A 20,872-nucleotide genomic window follows, 5' to 3' on the forward strand; every position below is an offset into this window, starting at 1 on the left:
GCTTTTATCTTTTTTTGCAAGCTTTTTTTACTTTTTACGCACATCTGATAAAACAATTGCTACCTCAGCAACATTTCCGCCAATTGGTGGGTTAATTTTTGCTACGCTAACTTCCGCTTCATCAACCAGTTGTATTTCTTTAAAAATTCTATCTAAAATTCGTTGAGCAACATGCTCTAGTAATTTAGAACGAATTGCCATCTCTTCTTTTACAATTTGATTCAAATGCACATAATCTACTGTATCAACCAAATCATCAGTTTGTGCTGATTTTTGTAAATCGGCTTTTACTTCGATATCTACTCGGTATTCCGAACCTATTCTAGCTTCTTCATCTAAACATCCGTGATTTGTAAAAATACGAATGTCGTTTACACGTATAATTCCCATGCCACAAAAATAGCAATGTTTACTTATTTAAAAGCATTCTTCGTGTTTTTTCAATAATCGTAAAAGACCTTAACAATATTATTCATTTCTTAAAATAATAAGATTTCTCACTTCGTTCGAAATGACGTGTCTATTAATTCGTAAAGAAATCGAATATGTTGCTTAAAGCACTTGTTCTCGCTTTGTAAAACTCAGTATAACTACATCTTTTACATGTTATACTCGTGAATTTTTTGTTTTGTACATCAAAAATTTTAGACAACGTCCCTCCAGTAGCCCTCATTTCAGCTACTTCATAGGTTTTATTATTACATTTCGGACAGGTATAATTTAATGGCTTACTCATAAATACTTTTAGTTTTTATTTATAAGAGTCGAAAAATTAAAAAACGTTACAAACTACTTTATTTCAAATGTTTGATTTAACTCACCCATCGTTACTTTATACTTTCCTTTTGGCAAATAGTATTTATCGTTCTTTGCTTTTTTTATCTCAGCATCTTTGTGTTTCTTTAAATACTTTTTTCTTCCTTTTTCAGAAAAAGAAACATCATACACCACTTCATTAAATCCTTTTGTTGCATTCGTTTTTATAATATTTACCAAAACTTTATCTGAGTATACTTCTAATACAACTTCTTTATCTGCATTTACATAAAAAGGAATTGTAATTTTTGGTGTATTTGGTTCTAACCACTTACTCCAAGAACTACCCCAAGATTTCCTTTTCTTAATGTCCTTAATACTGAAAACAGCCTCTTTATTATCAAACTCTTGTAAAGAAGTAATATTTGCTTTGTATAAACTACGCCCATGTGTTCCTACTAATAAATGTTTTGCTTTAGGTTGAATTACTAAATCGTGTACCGCTACATTTGGTAATCCGTTACTAAAAGCTTCCCATGTTGAACCTTGATTAAAAGAAACATATAATCCGTTATCAGTTCCTAAGTATAGAACATTTTCTTTTTTAGGATCTTCCTTAATCACATTTACCGCAGAAGTTGGAATATTATTACTGATGTTTTTCCATGTTTTTCCATAATCATCAGAAACGTATACATACGGAGTAAAATCGTCAAAACGGTATCCGTTTAATGTAACATACACACGTTCCTTTTTATATTTTGAAGCTATTACACGACTTACCCATAAATTTTGTGGAAAAGAATTTGAAATCTTCTCCCAACTTCCTCCTCCGTTTTTTGTCACCTGTACCAATCCATCATCAGAACCTACATAGATTAGTCCAAATTGAAATGGGCTTTCAGAAATGGTGGTTAAAGTTCCGTAAGCTACATTTCCTTCCTTTTCTCCTTTGGTTAAATCTCCTGAGATTTCTTCCCAATCATCACCTTTATTTAGTGAACGGTGTAACTTATTCCCTCCTAAATACAGGATATCTTGATTGTGTTTTGATAACTGAATAGGAGTTTGCCAATTGAATCGATATGCTGGTTTATCTTTTTCTGGTTTTGGTTGAATATAAGTTTGTTTTCCTGTAGCTCTATCTATTCGATAATAGTTTCCAAATTGATATCCTGTATACACAATGTTTGGGTTTCTACCATCAACGGCAACTTGCATACCGTCACCTCCCATTAAACTTTCATAAGGATTCTTTCCTGTTTGATGCCAACTTTTGTCAATTTTTGCATTGTGGTTTCCTACCCAAACACCATTATCTTGCATTCCTCCATACACCTTATAATTTTCTTGGTTATCCGCATATACGGTATAAAACTGCCCAACTGCTGGCTGATTTAATTTAATCCAGCTTTCACCATCATCATAAGAGATATTCAAACCACCATCATTCCCATCAATTAAGTGCCCTTGTTTTTCAGGATTTACCCATAAAGCCTGATGGTCTGCATGCACATTTTCTTTACTAATAGATGTAAATGTTTTTCCACCATCTTTCGATTTTAAAATTGGAACTCCCAATACATAAATTCCATTTTGGTCTTGCGGATCAACACGAATTTCCCCAAAATAGTAACCATACGAATAGTATAAATCGTCTAAATGACCTTTATGTGTTTTTTTCCAAGTTTTTCCTCCATCAGTAGTTTTAAAAACCTCCGCCCCTATTACTGGAGTATCGAATAATGCAGCATTAGCATCTTTTAAGTAACCAACCAAATCACTTGGTCTTATTTCTCCTGGACTTGAGCGAATGATTTGTTTAATATTTTCTGCACGATATTTCTCCTGAAGACCATTCATTTTGATATATGAATTCAATTTTTTGTCTTTCATATTTAAAAGCTCATCAGTTGAAACTGATGCAAGTTCTTCTTTTGTCAGAGCACCAGATCCTTTTGCACTTTTAGTAGAGTCTTTTTTTCTTCGAAATTGATTATCATGAAAAGCGTATACTGTGTTTTCGTCATATACGGCTAATCCTATTCTACCAACTCCTTTACCATTTGGAAAACCATTATTATCAGAAATTTTAGTCCAAGTATTTCCAGCATCAGTCGATTTATAAATTGCAGAATTTTTCCCGTCTCCATCAAAATTCCATGCTTTACGTTCACGTTCCCAAGCAGCAGCATATAAAATATTGAAGTTATTTGGTACTGGTTGAATATCTATAATCCCTGTGTTTTCATTAATAAACAAGGTTTTTGCCCAAGTTTTTCCTCCATCAAAAGTTTTAAAAACTCCTCTTTCTTTGTTTGATGAGTATAAATGACCAATAGATCCAACAATTACCTCATCAGGATTGTTTGGGTTGATTAAAATACGCCCTATGTGATGTGAATCGAGTAATCCAACGTTTGCCCAAGTTTTACCTTCATCGGTAGATTTTAAAATTCCAATTCCAGCATATGACGAACGAGAAGAATTATTTTCTCCTGTACCTACCCAAATTGTCCCATTTTTCCAATCTACAGCAATATCACCCACGTTTTGTGTTGAAGAATTATCTAAAACTGGAGTAAAAGTAGTTCCGTTATTATTGGTATGCCATACTCCTCCTGAAGCATATCCTACATAAAACTCTGTAGTATTTTCTGGATTTACATCAATATCTACCACACGTCCACTCATCACTGTAGGTCCAATGTTTTTAAACGGTATATTTTTTACGGTGGAGTTTGTAATTAAAGCTTTCTTTTGTTGTAAAGCTTGCTGTATTTTTTCTGCTGATGTAGGCTGCTGAGCAACTACTGTAAACGGAAATAAAGCTATAAAAACTTTGGCTAAGATTCTCATTATAATTTGGTTTAGAAGAAGTGAAAATACAGTAAGCTAATAGTATTTCAAAAAAATTAACAGAATATTGAGAGACTTCTTTTGAAGCTCTTGTCAAACAAAAAAATTATTAGCTTTGTTTAACCTCAAAATTTTTAGGCTATGACTATTTTTATTCTTTCTGTTAGTGACCAAATTTATTCAACACAAAGAATATACAAAGAAGCTCGTCGTCGTGGACATAAAGTTGAAATTATAAACCATTTAAAATGTTCTATAAAACTTGGTGATGGTAAGCCTGCTATTATATATAAAGGCAAAAATATTATTGATATTCCTGATATAATTATTCCTCGAATAGGTGTTTCTGCTATGAAACATGGGGCTACCGTTGTAAAAGAATTTGAAATGAACGGGGGATATAGTACTGCTAGTTATTTAGGTATTGTTGATGCACAGAACAAAGCTCGTACTTTACAAATAATGAGCAGAAATGGACTTCCTATTCCTCAGACTGTTTTTTCTGTTGACGCTGAAAATATTGGTGAGCAAATAGATTTATTAGGTGGCTCTCCTGTAATTATTAAATTACAAGAAGGAACACATGGCTCAGGTGTAATTTTGGCTGAAAGTAAAAAATCTGCCATGTCTATCATAGATACTATGCACGGAACTAATACCAGTATTTTACTTCAAGAGTTTATAAAAGAAAGTAACAGTGAAGATATTCGTGCTTTTGTTGTAAATGGTAAAGTAGTCTCTTCTATGAAACGTAAAGGATTGAAGGAAGATTTTCGTTCTAATATTCATAAAGGTGGAAGTGGACACAAGGTTACTTTAACTGCTGAGGAAGAAGAAATAGCTATTAAAGCAGCTCAATACTTAGAACTTCCTATTGCTGGCGTTGATATGATACGATCAAAAAGAGGTCCCTTATTAATTGAAGTTAACTCGACTCCTGGATTACAAGGAATTGAAGTTTACACTAAGGATAATATTGCTAAGGCTATTATTAAATTTTTAGAAGAAAAATGTTCGAACAAAATTTTAAAAACGGAATCATAGAAATTCGTGGACAAAAAATTGGTTTAGGTGAATCTAAATTAATTAAAATTCCTATTGATAGATTGCCTACAGGAACTCTAATAGAAATTCCTGTGTATATTTTTAATGGTGACCAATTAGGACCAACTATTCTACTACAAGGTGGTTTACATGGTGACGAAGTAAATAGTGTTGAATTGGTGCGTAGAATGTTAATTGATAAATCGTACAAAATTCATCGTGGTTGTGTTATTGTAGTTCCATTATTGAACATTTTTGGTTTTTTAAACATGTCTCGCGATATGCATGGCAAAGATGTAAATAGAAGTTTTCCAGGTTCAAAAACTGGTTCTTTGGCAAGCAGAATGGCATATTATTTAATGAAAGAAATTACAAATAATGTAGATTTTGCTATTGATTTCCATACAGGAGGAGAACAACGAAACAACTTTCCGCAAATACGATATACTCCTGAAGATGATAGAGCTCTTCAGCTAGCCAATATTTTTAATGCTCCTTTTATGTTTGGTTCTAAACTTATTCCAAAATCTTTTAGAAATCAATGCTATAAAAACAATATTCCTGTAATTGTATATGAAGGAGGAGAATCATTAAGACTAGAAGAAAAAGCTATTCAACAAGGTATTAATGGAACTCTTCGTATTTTAAAACACTTTAAAATGGTAAAAAAAAGTATAGAAATACCTAAAAACCCAACTTCAATACACATTAATAAACACAAATGGGTTAGAGCTAAAGTTGCGGGCTTATTTACTCCTATTGTTCACAATGGAGAAAAAGTAAAAAAAGGACAGATTTTAGGACATATTATGGATACCTATGGAGAAACAAATTTTTCAGTAAAGTCTCCTTATGACGGTTATATTATTGCTAAAAACAACTTCCCTATTATTAATATGGGCGACGCTTTATTTCATTTAGGCAAAATATAACAATCTGATTTTATTTGTTTTATCCGTTAATTTTTACTTACTTTAATTCCAATTAACTAATCAAAAATTATAAATTATGGAATTTCTTATTAGCTTATTAAGTGGAGCAGTAGGTGGTAATCTTGCTGGTGCATTGTTAAAAAAGTTTTCTTTAGGTACCCTTTGGAACTCTGTTGTAGGGATTTTAGGTGGGGGGCTAGGAGCTCAATTACTAGGAATGTTAAATATTGATATTTCTGGTATTATCGGTAACATTGCAGCCAGTGGTGTTGGTGGAGCTGTTTTACTAGTTATTGTTGGTGTTATTAAAAGCGCCATGGCTAAAAGTTAAACACATATTAAAACTTTAAAAAAAAGACGTCTAAATAAGGCGTCTTTTTTATTTATAGCCGAAGCCCAATAAAATAGCAGTACCTTTGTTGGCTCATAGTAGTATTTTCTTTAGATACTACTGAAGAATTATATATGACATTTACATCGTTAGGTTTATCAAAAGCTTTAGTGAAAGCTGTAACCGAAAAAGGGTATGAAACCCCCTCTCCTATTCAAGAAAAAGCAATTCCAGTTATTTTAGAAGGCAAAGACGTATTAGCTTCTGCACAAACCGGAACAGGTAAAACAGCAGGGTTTACCTTGCCTATTTTACAAAACATATCAGAAAAAAAGAATCCAAAATATCGTCCAATCAAAGCATTGGTACTAACACCTACAAGAGAGTTAGCTGCACAGGTATATGATAATGTGCGCGAATACAGTACACATTTAAATATTAAATCTACCGCTATTTTTGGCGGGGTAAAACCTAGTTCACAAATAGCAACACTTAAAAACGGAATTGATGTTTTGGTAGCTACGCCTGGTAGATTAATAGATTTACACGAACAAAATCAACTTTCTTTAAAACGTGTAGATGTTTTAGTTTTAGATGAAGCAGACAGAATGCTCGACATGGGGTTTTTACGAGATATTAAAAAAATCATCTCTTTTTTACCTCAAAAACGTCAAAACTTATTGTTTTCAGCTACTTTTTCAAAAGAAATAAAAAAATTAGCGCAAGGTATTTTACACAATCCTGTAATGGTTGAAGCAGCTCCTGAAAATACGACTGCTGAAAAAGTAAATCAGAAACTTTACAAAGTTCCGAAAAGCAAGAAAACCGAATTAGTTGGTCAATTAATTTCAAAAGGAAATTGGAGCCAAGTCTTAATTTTTACTCGAACTAAACATGGTGCTAATAGATTGACTGAAAAACTAATTAAAAGAGGAATTTCTGCCGCCGCTATTCACGGAAACAAAAGTCAAGGAGCAAGAACTAAAGCCTTAAAAGGTTTTAAAGACAACTCTATCCGTGTTTTGGTAGCTACTGATATTGCTGCACGTGGATTAGATATTCCATTACTACCACATGTTATTAATTTTGAACTTCCAAACGTTCCTGAAGATTATGTACACCGAATTGGTAGAACAGGAAGAGCAGGTGCTAGTGGAGAAGCTATTTCATTAGTAGCTCAAGAAGAAGAAACTTACTTAAAAAGTATTGAGAAGTTATTAGGACAAAAAATCACTATTTCCGAGTTAGAAGGGTTTGATTTATCTACTATAAAAAATGAAGTTAAAACTGAACGACCAAAGCAGCAACCTAAAAATAAACCTGCTAAAAAACCGTTTAAAACATCTTCTAATCCAAAGAAAAAAAACAAAAAAACCTCAACAGAAAGTTCAAAAAAACATACACCTAGAAAACGAAATAACCGTAATAGAAGGAATAACAACAAACCATCTTAAGAGTTAACAAAATAACATTTTATCTGTTTAATTATCAGTGTTTTTGACACTTTACTCACTAAGTGAAACAATATTTTGGTATAAATATTGTTATATTTATTGTGTATTACAAAAACCAATAATTATGAAAAAACATGTTTTATTACTAGTTGCATTAGCAACTTTTTTTACCGCATTTGTTAGCTGTTCTAGTGACGATCCCCAAACGTCTCAAGTAGCAGTTCGCTTAGTAGATGCACCTGGAGATTACGATGAAGTAAACATCGACGTACAGGATGTTATGATTAACGCCGGAGACGAAGAAAATGGTTGGCAAAGCCTTGGAAACGTTACTCCACAAGTATACAACTTACTTGAGTTAACAGGTGGAATTGACGCTTTATTAGTAGACACTGAAATTCCTGCTGGTAAAATTGGGCAAATTCGTTTAGTTTTAGGTGAAAACAATTCTATTGTAGTAGATGGAGAAACGTATCCATTAGCAACCCCAAGCGCACAACAATCAGGATTAAAATTAAACGTACACCAAGATTTAGTAGGTGGTGTAAAGTACACGTTTATCTTAGACTTTATGGTTGATAAGTCAATCGTAGTTGAAGGTACTGGTGATTACAGCCTAAAGCCAACTATTAGAGTAACTACTGAAGCTGCTTCTGGTGCTATTTCTGGAATGGTAAACCCATTTGAATATCAAGTAGAGGTTAGTGCTGTTTCTGGTACCGAAGAGGCTATCACTACTTTAACAAATGAAGAAGGTAAATTTATGTTACACGGAGTACCTGCTGGTACTTATAGCGTAACTTTTACTCCTGATGAAGCTTCTGGATTAACTGCTAAAACAGTTGAAGAAGTTACTGTAGTATTAGGAGAAAATACAGATATGGGGACGGTTGAGTTAGAATAACTCACTCAACATAAATTATTAAAAAGGATGCTGTAAAAAGCATCCTTTTTTTATACTTTTAAGCTAAAATTTATTTCCATAAATGGACGCTTCTAAAAAAGCTATTACACAGCGCATACAAAACATCATAAATGATGAAAACTTAAACACGTTAATTCCAGAAATTATTGACTGTTTTAAAGAGTTTTCCTTATCAAAAAATGAATTTTTAGTCAAAAAAGGAGAAGCTTGTCGGTATTTCTGTTTTGTAGAAAGTGGTATTTTACAATACGCTGTTACCGTTTCTGGACAAGAAAAAACCACCTATTTAGCTTTAAGAAATGGCTTTGCTTCTTCTTTAAAAAGTTTTTTACAACAAACTCCTTCACCAAAAAACATAAAAGCATTAAGTGCCTGTAAACTTTGGGGGCTAAAAATTAATGACTTTAAACACTTAATGAAAAATAACAAAGCTTTTCATCAATTTTATTACAACTTTATAGAAAATCAAATTTTTTTAATTGATGATTACCGTATTGATTTGTTGACTTTAACTCCTGAAGAACGTTATAAAAAGCTACTCGTAAATGAACCCAAATTACTTCAAGAAGTTCCACTACATTATTTGGCTTCATTTTTAGGAATTTCTACTCGACATATGAGTAGAATTCGAAAAAATATAAATTAGCGCCAAATGGCTAATATTTGCACAGTTTCTTTCCGTATTTTTGAGGGAATCTTATCAATTTAATTGAATCATTATGAAGTACGACGCAATAAACAGTCAATTATTTATAAAAAATCGCAAGAACTTTATGACTCAAATGAAGCATAATAGTTTAGCAATTTTTAACTCAAACGATATTTACCCTGTAAGTGCTGATAGCACTTTACCTTTTGAGCAACATCGTGATATTTTCTTTTTAAGTGGTGTTGATCAAGAAGAAAGTATCTTAATTTTATTTCCTGATTCTCCGAAAGAAAATTTACGTGAAGTACTATTTTTACGTGAAACTAATGAGCATATTGCTGTTTGGGAAGGTGAAAAACTAACCAAAGAAAAGGCTTTAGAAACTAGTGGGATTAAAAACGTACATTGGCTACAAGATTTAGAAAAAGTATTAGCTGAAATGATGGCTTTAGCCGATACCGTTTATATTAATACCAACGAGCACTATCGTGCAAATATTGAAACTGAAACTCGTGAAGCTCGTTTTACAAAATGGTTATTAAACAAATACCCTGCACATTCAGTAGCAAAAAGCAATCCTATTTTACAACGTTTACGTTCTGTAAAAGATCAAATTGAAATTGATTTAATTCAAAAGGCTTGTGATATTACTGAAAAAGGTTTTAGACGCGTTTTAGATTTCGTAAAACCAGGTGTTTGGGAATACGAAATTGAAGCAGAATACATTCACGAATTCATCAGAAATCGATCTAAGAAATTCGCTTATACTCCTATTATTGCTTCAGGTAACAATGCAAACGTGTTACACTATATTGAAAACAACCAACAATGTAAAGCTGGTGATTTAATTTTAATGGATGTTGGTGCTGAGTACGCTAACTATTCATCAGATATGTCTCGTACAATTCCTGTTTCTGGGCGTTTTACAGACAGACAAAAAGAGGTATATAATGCTGTAAATCGTGTAAAAAATGACGCGACAAAAATGTTAGTTCCAGGAACTCTTTGGGCTGAGTATCATGTTGAAGTTGGTAAATTAATGACTTCGGAATTATTAGGTTTAGGGTTATTAGACAAAGCAGATGTTCAAAACGAAGACCCAAACTGGCCAGCATATAAAAAGTATTTTATGCATGGTACTTCTCACCACATGGGGCTAGATACGCATGACTACGGACTGTTACATGAGCCAATGCAAGCAAACCAAGTATTTACAGTTGAACCTGGTATTTATATTCCTGATGAAGGTTTTGGTATTCGTTTAGAGGATGATGTTGTTGTTCAAGAAACAGGTGAGCCATTCAACTTAATGCGCAACATACCTATTGAAGCTGACGAAATAGAAGATATTATGAATAAATAGTATCATTTCCCATACTTTTAAAACGTCATTAAAACTCCTTTTTTTGGAAATTTTAATGACGTTTTTGTTTTTTAGTATTTTTAGTGTTTAAAAATTGTTATGATGATGACTTATTTAGAAATGATTGGAGTATGGCAACTAATTTTAATCTTAATTATTTTAATTGGAATTATTCCAACAATTATTGCTCTTGTTGATATTTTAAAAAGTGAGTTTAAAGGAAACAATAAAATTGTTTGGATTCTCGTTGTTTTATTAGCTAACTTTTTTGGTGCTGTTTTATATTTTCTAATTGGAAGAGAACAAAAGATAAAAAAGTAAACAAAAACCCTTCACGATGAAAAACCTACTTTACATATTCGCTTTCGCATTAATTTCATGTGCTTCTAGCCAAATAAACAAATTTGATAATTCCGATTTGGTCGGAACTTGGAATTGGACCAATACCGATGGTGGTTTTGGAAACCACATTCATAAAACTCCTGAGTCACTTGGTAAAAAAGTACAAGTTACCTTAGAAAAAAACTATCAGTTTTCAATTTTTGAAGATGGTAAAGAAACTTTAAAAGGTACCTATACTATAACAATGAAAAAAGCTATTTATTCAAATAAAGAAGAAAGGTTTATACAACTATCTGGCGACCAACAAATTTCTGGAATTATACTGTCAGGAATCATTAGAGTTACAAAACCTAACGTCTTAGAGATTTCCGATAATAATTACGACGGACTAGGAAGCATGTTTTCACGTGTTGAATAAATAAAATCTCTTTTTATTAAAAACAGTAAAAAAACCCTGTTGCTTAGCGGGGTTTTCCTTTGTTTATTTCAAATTAAAATATTTACTTAGGCTCTTCTCCCTCATGTAACTAATGAGTCTCTCAACTGTCTTTCTGTACTTTTTATAATTAACATATTGATGCTCATTAGCTGATTTAAGAATAACTAAACTGTTAATTATGGAACTAAACGAAACTAAATTACACGATTTATTAGGCAAAGTGGTTACTGAAATGGGAGCCGCTGCTAATGGACCTCTTGTTACCATTGGTGACAAACTTGGATTGTACAAATCTCTCTCTGAATCTGATTCTTTATCTTCTGGTGAATTAGCCGCAAAAACAAATACTTCTGAAAGATATGTAAGGGAATGGTTAGCCACTCAAGCTGCATCTGGATATGTAGAATATGATTCTGACAGTAATAAATTTTACATGACACCTGAACAAACTGCTGTTTTTGGTAATAATAAAAGCCCTGTTTTTATGACTGGTGGGTTTTACGCTGTTTCTTCTGTATATCATGACGAACCCAAAGTAGAAGAAGCTTTTAAAACTGGAGAAGGAATTTCTTGGGGAGATCATAGCACTTGTTTGTTTTGTGGTACCGAAAAATTCTTTAGTCCTTCTTATGAAGGCAACTTGGTTAATAACTGGCTTCCAGAATTGGACGGTGTGGTAGAAAAGTTAAAAAAAGGTGCTAAAGTTGCCGATATTGGATGTGGTCATGCTGCTTCAACAATTATAATGGCAAAGGCTTTTCCAAATTCTACTTTTGTTGGATACGATTTTCATGATGAATCTATAAAAAAAGCAACAGAAAAAGCTAAAGAAGCCGGAGTTGATAATATTTCTTTTCAAGTAGCTACTGCTAAAGATTTTCCTGGAAAGGATTATGACCTTATCTGTTTTTTTGATTGTTTACACGATATGGGAGATCCTGTAGGCGCTTGTAGACATGTAAAAAGTGCTTTAAAACCAGATGGAACTTGTATGATTGTTGAACCTTTTGCTAATGACGAATTAAAAGATAACTTAAACCCTGTTGGACGTGCTTTTTATGCTTTTTCAACCACTATTTGCACTCCATGTTCTTTAAATCAGGAAGTTGGACTTGCGCTTGGAGCTCAAGCAGGACAAAAAAGATTAGAAGATGTTGCTACAAGAGGAGGATTTACTCAATTTAGGCTAGCAACACAAAATCCTTTTAACCTTATTTTAGAAGCCAGACCTTAATAATACTATTTCATTATTAAAAAACATAAAAGAGCCCTTATTTAGGGCTCTTTAAAATTATTAATCAAATTTTAATTATTACTTCACCGTTAAAGTGTATTGAGGTGTTGGATTCAACGGGCAAAAGTAAACGTACTCTCCTTTTGTTAAGGTTACTTTCTTAGAGCTTGACTTACTATTGTTTTTTACCAAAGATGTTACGTATGCATTTTTTATATGATGCTTTTCATCTGTTTTTCCCTTTGGCGCTAATACAAAACCTACATCATGTCCTACATTCTTGTTTGAAATTTCAAAAACATAAGTTCCTTCTGAAATGGTTAACGATTTTTGAGTGAATTTTCCTTTTGTTTGTTCTAAAGAAATGGTTTTTGCTTTTTGTGCATTTGCTGTAAATGCAAATCCTACTAATAATACTAAAATAGCTACTACTTTTTTCATTTTTATTGATTTTTATGGTTTTACTTTTTATAGATGAATAGCTCTGTAACCTAAAACCCCGTAACTACACTTTGAAAATAAGGCCACAAGAGCTATTCGTTTTTTATGCGTTTTGTTTAATTTTTCCTGCTTCTACTTTTGGAAAATCAACTTCGGTTTCTGCTATGTGGTTTACATAATTTGTTAAGGTATTTGCAACAACATTTAATACGATTTCTAAAATATCTCCGTCGTTATATCCTGCTGCTTTTACCTCAGCTATTTCTGCTGAACTCACATTTCCTTTGTTTTTTGTAACACTTTGTGCAAATTTTAAACCTGCTTTGGTTTTAGCATCAGAAGCCTCAGCTTGTCTGTTTTGTTCAATTTCTTCTTCTGATAAACCATTATTTTTTCCTATAGCTGTGTGTGCAGATAAACAATAGTTACATTCATTTTCTTCTGCAATAACTAAAGCTAATTGCTCTCTAAACTTGTTTGAAAAGTTTCCACCTCCGTTTAATTCTCCTAAGCTTAAATAGCTTTGCAAAAGTGCTGGTGAATTCCCCATTACTTTAATTAGGTTTGGAATAAATCCTAACTTATTTTGAACTGCATCAAACAATTCTTTTGATTTTCCTGTTGTGGTTTCTGGATTCAACGTTTCAATTCTTGTACTCATAATTTTACTATTTTAAGATTCTATTTTTAGTTTATTTTTTCGCAGTTACATAATTCTCTTTCTGGAAACTGCTCGTCGTATTCTTGGTATCCCCAACAATTTGGGCATTGGTTAATTTCTGTTCTCATAATTCGTTGTTTTTGAATTCTGGTACAAAGGTGCGACAGGAATAGACCTTAAAAAATGGACAAAGGTTCTTAAAACTTGGACATACTGTTTTGCTAACAATTTTCTTACAAAAAGCTAGCTTTTTATTCACGGTTTCATAAAGTACAGGTAACGCATTAACATGTTTACTGTAGTACTTTTATCTCGTCGAAAAAAGGTTGTTTGTATTAGTGTAACAAAAAACTTTATTAGTTGTGTAGTTTACCACGCGTTGCGTGGTTTTTTCTTTTATAAGCTATAGCTTCTTTTAAATTGTTTTGGCGATTGCCCTGTAGATTTTGTAAAAAATCGAGAAAAGTATGCAGGATCATTGAATCCTAAATCAAAAGCAACTTCTTTAATAGAATTATCAGTATAGAGTAGCAATCTTTTTGCTTCGGTAATAATTCTGTTTTTTATAAAGTCGCTTGGAGTTTCCGTTCCTATTTTTTGAAGGTGTTTTGTTAGTGATTTTGGTGATAAACCTAACCGATAAGCATACCCTGTAACTCGGTGTATCTTTTTAAAATTTTGCTCTACCAATAGGCTAAAATCTTTAAAAAGCTTGGTTTCTACACTCTCTTTTACAACATCTTTTTCTTTTTTTATACGTACAGAATATACAATAAACTGCTTTAAAAGCGATTGCAACATATCGTATTGGGCTGTTTCTTCTAACTCAAACTCTTCTATTAGGTTTTGAAGAATAAAATCTAATTTTTGTGTTTCTTTTTCTGAAGGTACTACAAAAGGGGTTTCATATATATTATTAAACAACACTCCATTACATGACACCTCAGCATCGTGCGTTTGAATACAATAAAAATCTCTAGTAAAACTAAGTTGATAAGCTTCTTTAATTTTTTCTGAATCTACTGAAAATACCTGTCCTGGTGATAAAAAAAACAATACTCCATCTTCAAAAGAATAGCTTTTAAAATCGATATTATACCTACCTGTTCCTTCTTTTATCCAAAACACCTTGTATTGATCTATTTGCTGTGGTGAGTTTACCACACATAATTCTTCAAACTGAACTGTTTGTAACGAAAAAATATTTTGATAGGAATAGTTTTGAATATCTTGTACCGCCATTTATACATAGTTTTATCGTTTGTCGAAAAAAATAGGAAGAACTGACAAGTTTTTAAAACTTAAAATTCGTTTTAAAATCCGAATAACTGATAATTCGGGTTTTAAAACGAATTTTTAACTTCTATGATTGAATATTAATTCTTTTAATTCAACAATCGATACCCTACACCTACATTATGGGTAGGTTGATTACCTTGGTTAATATTGAGTCGGTAACTAGCAAACCATTTTCCTTTTCGGTTGTATTGTAATCCGAAACTAAGGTTGTCAAAGGTTTGTGGATTTCCTCCTATCTCGGTAAAGAGATACAAGCCACTTCTGTAGGTTTTTGGATACTCAATCGTTTTGGTAATGGTTATTTCTCGTGGTACTTTGAGTTTATACGATAACTGACTATCTAACAATTTTCCTTTTACCAAATCGTAGTTATAAATTTCTATATCGGCATTCTTTAAGGTATCTCGGTATATTTTTGCGGCTACATAGTCGGTAGTGTCTTTGATAAAAATGGTGTCTTTTACAACATTGGTTACATCATTTTTATGCACATATACTTTTTTGTATTTAATGGTTTGTACTTTAAACGTATCTATTTTGGTTTGCCAAACCGTGTCTTTTATCACGGTTATTTTAGGTTCTTGAGGTGCTACTTTTTGATTTCTTTTGTTAAAAAGATTGACAAATAACAGCACTATAATGACACCCAATAGCAACCTATCGGTTTTATAGTTAAAAAAATTCATGATGTTTTTGTTTTAGCGTTTATACCATTTACAACTTGAAATCATAACTGGTATTAGAAAAATGTTTGTCAGTCCAAAGAACGAAGAATGAGTGACGAGAAACCTCTTAAAAATGAGATTTCTCCTCGTACCTTGTCGAAATGACACAAAACACTAAAATTTACTAGAAAAAGAACCTCTGAAAACGAATGTTAGTGGTTAGACTTTGTTTTGGGTTATGGGGTGTATACGTTTGTTGTGTATGTTCCTGTTAATGCAAAAACACCTGTTGTAAAAGTTGGTGCTATATAACCTGAATCTAAAGTAGCTCCTATTGGTTGATCTCTTAGATACAGAGTTGTGTTCCCTACATATCCCGAATTAGGTGTTTGTGACGAATCAGAACCTAACATTCTATTAAAACTAATTGTAGTTCCCATAGGGGCTGTTTCTGCTGAAAAAGGCATTCCTGTTATTTTTAAAGAACCTGAAGGAGTTACATTTGTAGTTATTCCATTAAAAAATATACTGAACTGAACAATATTCCCAACCCTTTTAAACCTTGCATCAATAGAAGAACTATATGTAGACGCTCCATTAGCGTCTTCCAAAGCAGGTGTAAAAGTACCTTCTTCATAAAAATTCGCTTTTTGTAATCCAGCATTAGTAGCATCTGCTAGAGGTAAAACTGCACCTGTTCCTGAACTAGACGCTACCGTTCTCGTTGCTACATCGTATGATAAATCTGTAGTTCCTCCGCTGCCTGCTGTCGCATTAATTACGGGTTGTAATGGATCTGTGTTATCAATCGTAATGTTTGAACCTGCTTGTATTTGTGGAATATCATTTAAATGAGCTACATTATCTAAGTAAACTGATTTATCTGATGCTAAGCTAGAACTACAACTCAATGTTACATGATTGTTTTCTCTATAAAGTCTTAAAGATTTACTATTTAATTCTGATTTTCTATAGGGAGAAGTAGCACTTGCACTATCTACTGTCAATTTAGATGACGATAGATTTAGGTAATTATCTGTTTTAGTATTAATTAACTTAATTTCATTTGTTGTTGCATTTCCATTATCAGTCGCATTTTGTAAGGTAGGGTTGTCTTTCAAATTACTTAAATCTACTGTAAATGTTGAGTTATCATCTCGTGTAAAAGTGGCTACCCCATTAGCATCAACAGTTCCTGATACTAATCGCGCTAAATTTGTATTGTCTAAATACGGTGTTAAATCAATTTGTGAAACACTTACCCCGTCTTTTAATAAATCAACCGTATTAGTTCCAGAAATGGGAGATAATGTATATTCAGGTACTTGCTGTTCAGAAGCTACACTTACCTCTCCTGTTTCATCAATGACAAACCTACGGTTTACCTCTCCTTCAGGTTGTTTTGCATCGATATAGCTATCAATTAAATCGGCATATTGTTGTTGAGTTGGTTTGTCACCTGTTTCAAAAAATTGCTTTAAGGTTTCTTTGTTTTGTTTCATTTTTGTTCTTTTTTATCGTTTTTAAATTGTTTTTTTGATAAAAAAGAGCCGCTAAAAACTGTTTTTGTTAGGGGCTAGACTTTTTGTTTGTTTCTAAAATTTATAATTTAATTCTCAATTCTCCAGTAGAAGTTTTATAACAGTCTCCAGTTATTAATCCTCCTGTTCCTGCTGAAGCATCATCTGCATAAGTAGGTAACCCTGTAAAATTAATTTTCTCTGCTTTTATAACTCCGTTTACCTGTAATTTTTCCCCTGTGGTATTGGCTTCAAAATTATCAATCCCAATACCTACATCTCCTCTTTTCAAAATTGTAAAAGCATCGTTTCTATTACTTGTATCTATACCGTTTCCTACATTGAACAACCTATCAATTGGTACTATTAAAGAACCATTTCCTTCATATGAAGTACCATAATGCCCTACTGATGTTTCAGCAAAACTTTTTGAAAAATTTGAAATACCCGTAGAAAATGAATTGTTTCCTAAAGCAGTAACATCTTGACCTGTTGTAAATGAATACATACCTGAAGCTCCTTTACTATATTCAAAAAAAGTAGAATATGAGAAGTCGACAGATAGGTAACCTACTTGACCATCTTTTGTCTCATCCCGACCTATTAATCTCCACCCCCTTCTACCAGGACTCTGACTAACGAATTCTAAACCACTTATATTCGCACTAATCACAGGGTTTAAGTAATCTGAATTATCTAGTGTAATATTTGCACCTGCTTTATATGTTGGCACTTGTTGTTCAGAAGCTACACTTACTTCTCCTGTTTTATCAATTACAAACCTTCGGTTTGCTTCTCCTTCTGGTTGTTTGGCATCAATATAACTATCAATTAAATTAGAATACTGCTCTTGAGTAGGTTTATCGCCTGTTTCAAAAAATTGCTTTAAGGTTTCTTTGTTTTGTTTCATTTTTGTTCTTTTTTATCGTTTTTATTTTTTTTTGATAAAAAAGAGCCGCTAAAAACTGTATTTGTTAGTGGCTAGACTTTTATTCTTTTTCCTCCAAGAAAGGCATTAATATGTTTATGGAGTTTAATGCTGTATTAGCTTCTAATAAACTAAAAACCCCTTTACTTTGTGCATATTCTATACTTTTTATTAAAAATGTAAGTGCTTCTTTTTGCTCTTTATCCATTATTCATCTAAATTAAAGAAGTTACAATGTTTCCTGAGTCATCAATACTAATACGATATTGTTTTGTACCATCAGGAGTCGTTAATACCATTCCTCTAGATGGCATTGTACTTATATAATCTCCTTGCGTTGTAACCTCTTGAGTTCCAGGACCACCTAAAACAACTTGATTTGACTTTGATGCTTTTGCTCTAGCTCCTAAAACAGTTGTATTATTAAATACTTCTTGAAACTCAAAGGTATGGGTACCTGTTGAGTTTGTCCCTGACAATTCAAAATTAAAGGCTTCAATTGTATCACTATCTATAATTTTATATTGCTGTATTCCAGAACCTATAAACCCATTAATATTAGCACCACTTGTCTTTTTATATTTGAGTAGGATAACTTTATTATTTGGACCTAAATTATGACTAGGTAAGGTAATTCTGTTTGTAACAATATTTACATCCGTATTGCTAAAAACTTTTCTTTGAAGATATAAACCATTAAAACTATCAGCTGCTCCTGCTCCAACTGCAGTATTATATATACCTTCATTAAACCTTAATGTATAATAACCTACTCCAGTATTATGATCAGAAGTATTAAAAGACAAAGAAGTAGTCCCTACTCCAACATTATAACTACCATTATTATATCTTAAAGTGTTATCTCCAAAACCTGTTAACTCAAGACCGTGTGCTTCTTCCAAAGATTTAAAGCCAAAACCTAAAGCTGAACTTACAGGTATATAAGAAAAACCATTCCATATAGATTTAATATTTCTAAAAATAGGTCTATTAGAATCATCTAATAAATATGTTTCATACTTAGCTTTATTAGGTATAGTTATTTCTTTTCCAACTTTTAATACATGTTCTCCTAAGTCAACATCTTGTGTAGCTCCTGTATATGGTACTAGGTTGCTTGTATCAGCATTTATTATAGGTCTATCTGGATCTGTTTCATCAATCATAATATTAGTTCCTGCTTGGTAAGTTGGAACTTGCTGTTCAGAAGCTACACTTACTTCTCCTGTTTCGTCAATTACAAACCTGCGGTTTGCCTCTCCTTCTGGTTGTTTGGCGTCGATATAACTATCAATTAAATCGGAATACTGTTCTTGAGTAGGTTTATCGCCTGTTTCAAAAAACTGTTTTAATGTTTCTTTGTTTTGTTTCATTTTTGTTCTTTTTTATCGTTTTTAAATTTGTTTTTGATAAAAAAGAGTCGCTAAAAAGAGTGTTAGCGACTAAACTTTTTCTTTGTCGTTGTTTTTTTGTTTTTCGGTTGTTTGCTCTAAGGTACTTTGCATATCCGCTTGTTTTAACAAACTGTGCAATGCTTTAAAGGGGTTTACTCCATAAATTTTGTTGTAGTTTTCTAAAATTGACTTTGTTTCGGTAATAGCTATAAATCCTGCTATTATTTTTAAAAAAGGAACTTCATTTACAATGTGTTTTTCTAAAAAATAAGCTGATATAATTACCAAATTATAAATAACAAACTTAGAAATGGTATGTCCAATTCGTTCGCTTTTTATAGGTATTTGTAATTTTAAAGAGGCATAAGCTCCTGTAATAAAATCAACTACTATTAGTAACATCATGGTAGTTAACACTCCATTTAAAGGCGACAGTAAAGCAAGCAACCAAAAAATGAAATGCGAAAATTTATCCATTCTTTTTTAGTTTTCTAAAGTCTAATACCCTGTTTTTAGGATATGCTTTAATACTTACACTATTTCCTTGATTACCTCCTAATAGGTATACATATCGTCGGGTTTCTTTAATTAAGAACCCAACATGTCCTTTCCAACTATTAGGATTTTCTCTCCATAAAACCACCACATCTCCTGGTTCTGGTTTTGTAGTAGAGTCTCCTACCGACAACCAACTGCGTGCTGTTAGCTGGTTTGTGTATTCATAACCTGCTTTTTTAGCTACCCAATTTGCAAAGGCACTGCACCAAGCAGTTTCATCTTTAAATTTTCCTCCATCAAAACCTAATGAAGTAAAATAGTTTACAATTTGAGGATGATCTTTTGAGCCTTTCACCTCTTTGACTCCGTATTGCGATAACGCTACTGATATTAAATTATTCATACAAATGTTTAATTTTTTTAAAGCGCTTGCAGACAAAACTTGTAAGTTGTTGATTCTTTTTCTTTTTCTAGACCTGAAAGGGGTTAATCATAACTTTTTTTCGTTTCTGCTTACATTAAAGATTAATAAATAACAATGAACTGTTAGAAAAGCAAGACAAATATACAACATATTACAATTAAAACAAAACAAATTACAAATATTTTGCATTATGTTTTAATTTAGGGTGTTCTTGAAAATTCCCTATAACTTTTTACATAAAAAAACCGCCTAAAATTTTAGGCGGTTTTGAGATAATTCACTCTTTATTCATCTTCTTCAAGGTTATTTATAAATTCTTTAAATGTGTTACACAACTTTAAAGGTTCTGAACCATCAAAATGAAACAAATAAACCTCCTCAAAACTATCTTCTCTCATTGAAAAAGCATATATACTTCCTCCTCCAGTACTTGCAAACGGGAAAAATGTCTTAGGTAGAGCATCTTCTCTGTGAAGATTTTCTAAAACACTTTCAATATTATTACTTCCATATATAAGTGAGTAAAAAAATGATACATCACTCTCTATTTCCCCATCCCAAAAAATATTTTCTTTTGGTACTCCTCCATTTCCTATTAATAAAAATTTTTTATAGGATACAGGAAAAGTAAAATTGTTTTTCTTTTCGAAATTCTCAATCTCTAAATTCGTTAAAGAATTCTTACTATTATTTAATGTTATTTTTTTCATCTTT

At 32.2% G+C, this 20,872-nt stretch carries 24 protein-coding genes; 10 read left to right on the plus strand and 14 right to left on the minus strand.

The annotated features are described in order from the left end of the window. Window positions 1–27 precede the first annotated feature (27 nt). The 3 genes from folB to ACTPNM_RS01250 all read right to left on the minus strand — a co-directional run bounded on the left by folB (window position 28) and on the right by ACTPNM_RS01250 (window position 3,615). Window positions 28–390, minus strand: coding sequence for a dihydroneopterin aldolase (gene folB, locus ACTPNM_RS01240; protein ID WP_440120268.1), 363 nt, complete (start codon window positions 388–390; stop codon window positions 28–30). 133 nt (window positions 391–523) lie between these two features. After that, the gene (locus ACTPNM_RS01245) at window positions 524–736 is read right to left on the minus strand and encodes a zinc ribbon domain-containing protein (RefSeq protein WP_440120269.1); all 213 of its coding nucleotides are present in this window, start codon (window positions 734–736) and stop codon (window positions 524–526) included. Window positions 737–789: 53 nt separating this feature from the next. Beyond that, a complete protein-coding gene (locus ACTPNM_RS01250; RefSeq protein WP_440120270.1) occupies window positions 790–3,615 on the minus strand; it encodes a VPS10 domain-containing protein in 2,826 nt (941 codons plus the stop codon). Between the two features lie 141 nt (window positions 3,616–3,756). Here ACTPNM_RS01250 and ACTPNM_RS01255 point away from each other — a divergent pair, with 141 nt between their 5' ends. From ACTPNM_RS01255 to ACTPNM_RS01300, 10 genes are all read left to right on the plus strand, one after another. Continuing rightward, a complete protein-coding gene (locus ACTPNM_RS01255; RefSeq protein ID WP_440120271.1) occupies window positions 3,757–4,659 on the plus strand; it encodes a RimK family alpha-L-glutamate ligase in 903 nt (300 codons plus the stop codon). Beyond that, on the plus strand, window positions 4,626–5,591 hold the full coding sequence (locus ACTPNM_RS01260; protein WP_440120272.1) for a succinylglutamate desuccinylase/aspartoacylase family protein: 966 nt from the start codon (window positions 4,626–4,628) through the stop codon (window positions 5,589–5,591). The genes ACTPNM_RS01255 and ACTPNM_RS01260 overlap by 34 nt, the downstream gene beginning before the upstream one ends. 76 nt (window positions 5,592–5,667) lie before the next feature. Continuing rightward, a complete protein-coding gene (locus tag ACTPNM_RS01265) occupies window positions 5,668–5,922 on the plus strand; it encodes a hypothetical protein (RefSeq protein WP_274638778.1) in 255 nt (84 codons plus the stop codon). 134 nt (window positions 5,923–6,056) lie between these two features. After that, the gene (locus ACTPNM_RS01270; RefSeq protein ID WP_440120273.1) at window positions 6,057–7,376 is read left to right on the plus strand and encodes a DEAD/DEAH box helicase; all 1,320 of its coding nucleotides are present in this window, start codon (window positions 6,057–6,059) and stop codon (window positions 7,374–7,376) included. A gap of 124 nt (window positions 7,377–7,500) precedes the next feature. Next, window positions 7,501–8,280 (plus strand): DUF4382 domain-containing protein, encoded by a 780-nt coding sequence (locus ACTPNM_RS01275; RefSeq protein ID WP_440120274.1) that lies wholly within the window; start codon window positions 7,501–7,503, stop codon window positions 8,278–8,280. 82 nt (window positions 8,281–8,362) lie between these two features. After that, window positions 8,363–8,947 (plus strand): Crp/Fnr family transcriptional regulator, encoded by a 585-nt coding sequence (locus ACTPNM_RS01280; protein ID WP_124587983.1) that lies wholly within the window; start codon window positions 8,363–8,365, stop codon window positions 8,945–8,947. 73 nt (window positions 8,948–9,020) lie between these two features. Next, on the plus strand, window positions 9,021–10,313 hold the full coding sequence (locus tag ACTPNM_RS01285; protein WP_440120275.1) for an aminopeptidase P family protein: 1,293 nt from the start codon (window positions 9,021–9,023) through the stop codon (window positions 10,311–10,313). Between the two features lie 102 nt (window positions 10,314–10,415). Then, window positions 10,416–10,634, plus strand: a complete 219-nt coding sequence (locus tag ACTPNM_RS01290) for a PLD nuclease N-terminal domain-containing protein (RefSeq protein WP_440120276.1) — start codon at window positions 10,416–10,418, stop codon at window positions 10,632–10,634. A 16-nt stretch (window positions 10,635–10,650) separates the two neighbouring features. Then, the gene (locus ACTPNM_RS01295; RefSeq protein ID WP_440120277.1) at window positions 10,651–11,073 is read left to right on the plus strand and encodes a hypothetical protein; all 423 of its coding nucleotides are present in this window, start codon (window positions 10,651–10,653) and stop codon (window positions 11,071–11,073) included. 199 nt (window positions 11,074–11,272) lie between these two features. Then, complete coding sequence (locus tag ACTPNM_RS01300; RefSeq protein ID WP_440120278.1) at window positions 11,273–12,328, plus strand: class I SAM-dependent methyltransferase; 1,056 nt, start codon at window positions 11,273–11,275, stop codon at window positions 12,326–12,328. 78 nt (window positions 12,329–12,406) lie between these two features. Here ACTPNM_RS01300 and ACTPNM_RS01305 read toward each other — a convergent pair whose 3' ends face one another. The 11 genes from ACTPNM_RS01305 to ACTPNM_RS01355 all read right to left on the minus strand — a co-directional run bounded on the left by ACTPNM_RS01305 (window position 12,407) and on the right by ACTPNM_RS01355 (window position 20,868). Further along, window positions 12,407–12,769 (minus strand): cupredoxin domain-containing protein, encoded by a 363-nt coding sequence (locus ACTPNM_RS01305; protein ID WP_440120279.1) that lies wholly within the window; start codon window positions 12,767–12,769, stop codon window positions 12,407–12,409. Between the two features lie 103 nt (window positions 12,770–12,872). Continuing rightward, window positions 12,873–13,430, minus strand: coding sequence for a carboxymuconolactone decarboxylase family protein (locus ACTPNM_RS01310; protein WP_440120280.1), 558 nt, complete (start codon window positions 13,428–13,430; stop codon window positions 12,873–12,875). Between the two features lie 396 nt (window positions 13,431–13,826). Beyond that, complete coding sequence (locus ACTPNM_RS01315) at window positions 13,827–14,672, minus strand: helix-turn-helix domain-containing protein (RefSeq protein WP_440120281.1); 846 nt, start codon at window positions 14,670–14,672, stop codon at window positions 13,827–13,829. Between the two features lie 143 nt (window positions 14,673–14,815). Continuing rightward, entirely contained in the window at window positions 14,816–15,415 is a 600-nt protein-coding gene (locus ACTPNM_RS01320) for a hypothetical protein (RefSeq protein WP_440120282.1), read from the minus strand. A gap of 215 nt (window positions 15,416–15,630) precedes the next feature. After that, the gene (locus ACTPNM_RS01325; RefSeq protein ID WP_440120283.1) at window positions 15,631–16,896 is read right to left on the minus strand and encodes a hypothetical protein; all 1,266 of its coding nucleotides are present in this window, start codon (window positions 16,894–16,896) and stop codon (window positions 15,631–15,633) included. A gap of 100 nt (window positions 16,897–16,996) precedes the next feature. Further along, window positions 16,997–17,824 carry a hypothetical protein gene (locus ACTPNM_RS01330; protein ID WP_440120284.1) on the minus strand — a complete coding sequence of 276 codons (828 nt, stop codon included), beginning with the start codon at window positions 17,822–17,824 and terminating at the stop codon, window positions 16,997–16,999. Window positions 17,825–17,903: 79 nt separating this feature from the next. Next, the gene (locus ACTPNM_RS01335) at window positions 17,904–18,050 is read right to left on the minus strand and encodes a hypothetical protein (RefSeq protein WP_440120285.1); all 147 of its coding nucleotides are present in this window, start codon (window positions 18,048–18,050) and stop codon (window positions 17,904–17,906) included. Between the two features lie 7 nt (window positions 18,051–18,057). Further along, window positions 18,058–19,215: a hypothetical protein gene (locus ACTPNM_RS01340; RefSeq protein ID WP_440120286.1), complete on the minus strand. Its 1,158-nt coding sequence runs from the start codon at window positions 19,213–19,215 to the stop codon at window positions 18,058–18,060. A gap of 69 nt (window positions 19,216–19,284) precedes the next feature. After that, window positions 19,285–19,713, minus strand: coding sequence for a phage holin family protein (locus ACTPNM_RS01345; protein WP_440120287.1), 429 nt, complete (start codon window positions 19,711–19,713; stop codon window positions 19,285–19,287). Further along, window positions 19,706–20,137: a TIGR02594 family protein gene (locus ACTPNM_RS01350; RefSeq protein ID WP_440120288.1), complete on the minus strand. Its 432-nt coding sequence runs from the start codon at window positions 20,135–20,137 to the stop codon at window positions 19,706–19,708. Before ACTPNM_RS01350 ends, ACTPNM_RS01345 begins: the two co-directional genes overlap by 8 nt. Window positions 20,138–20,442: 305 nt before the next feature. After that, window positions 20,443–20,868, minus strand: coding sequence for an SMI1/KNR4 family protein (locus ACTPNM_RS01355; protein WP_253055538.1), 426 nt, complete (start codon window positions 20,866–20,868; stop codon window positions 20,443–20,445). Between the last annotated feature and the right edge of the window lie 4 nt (window positions 20,869–20,872).

Source organism: Tenacibaculum sp. Ill, assembly GCF_051938915.1.
Taxonomy (GTDB): Bacteria; Bacteroidota; Bacteroidia; order Flavobacteriales; family Flavobacteriaceae; genus Polaribacter; species Polaribacter larymnensis.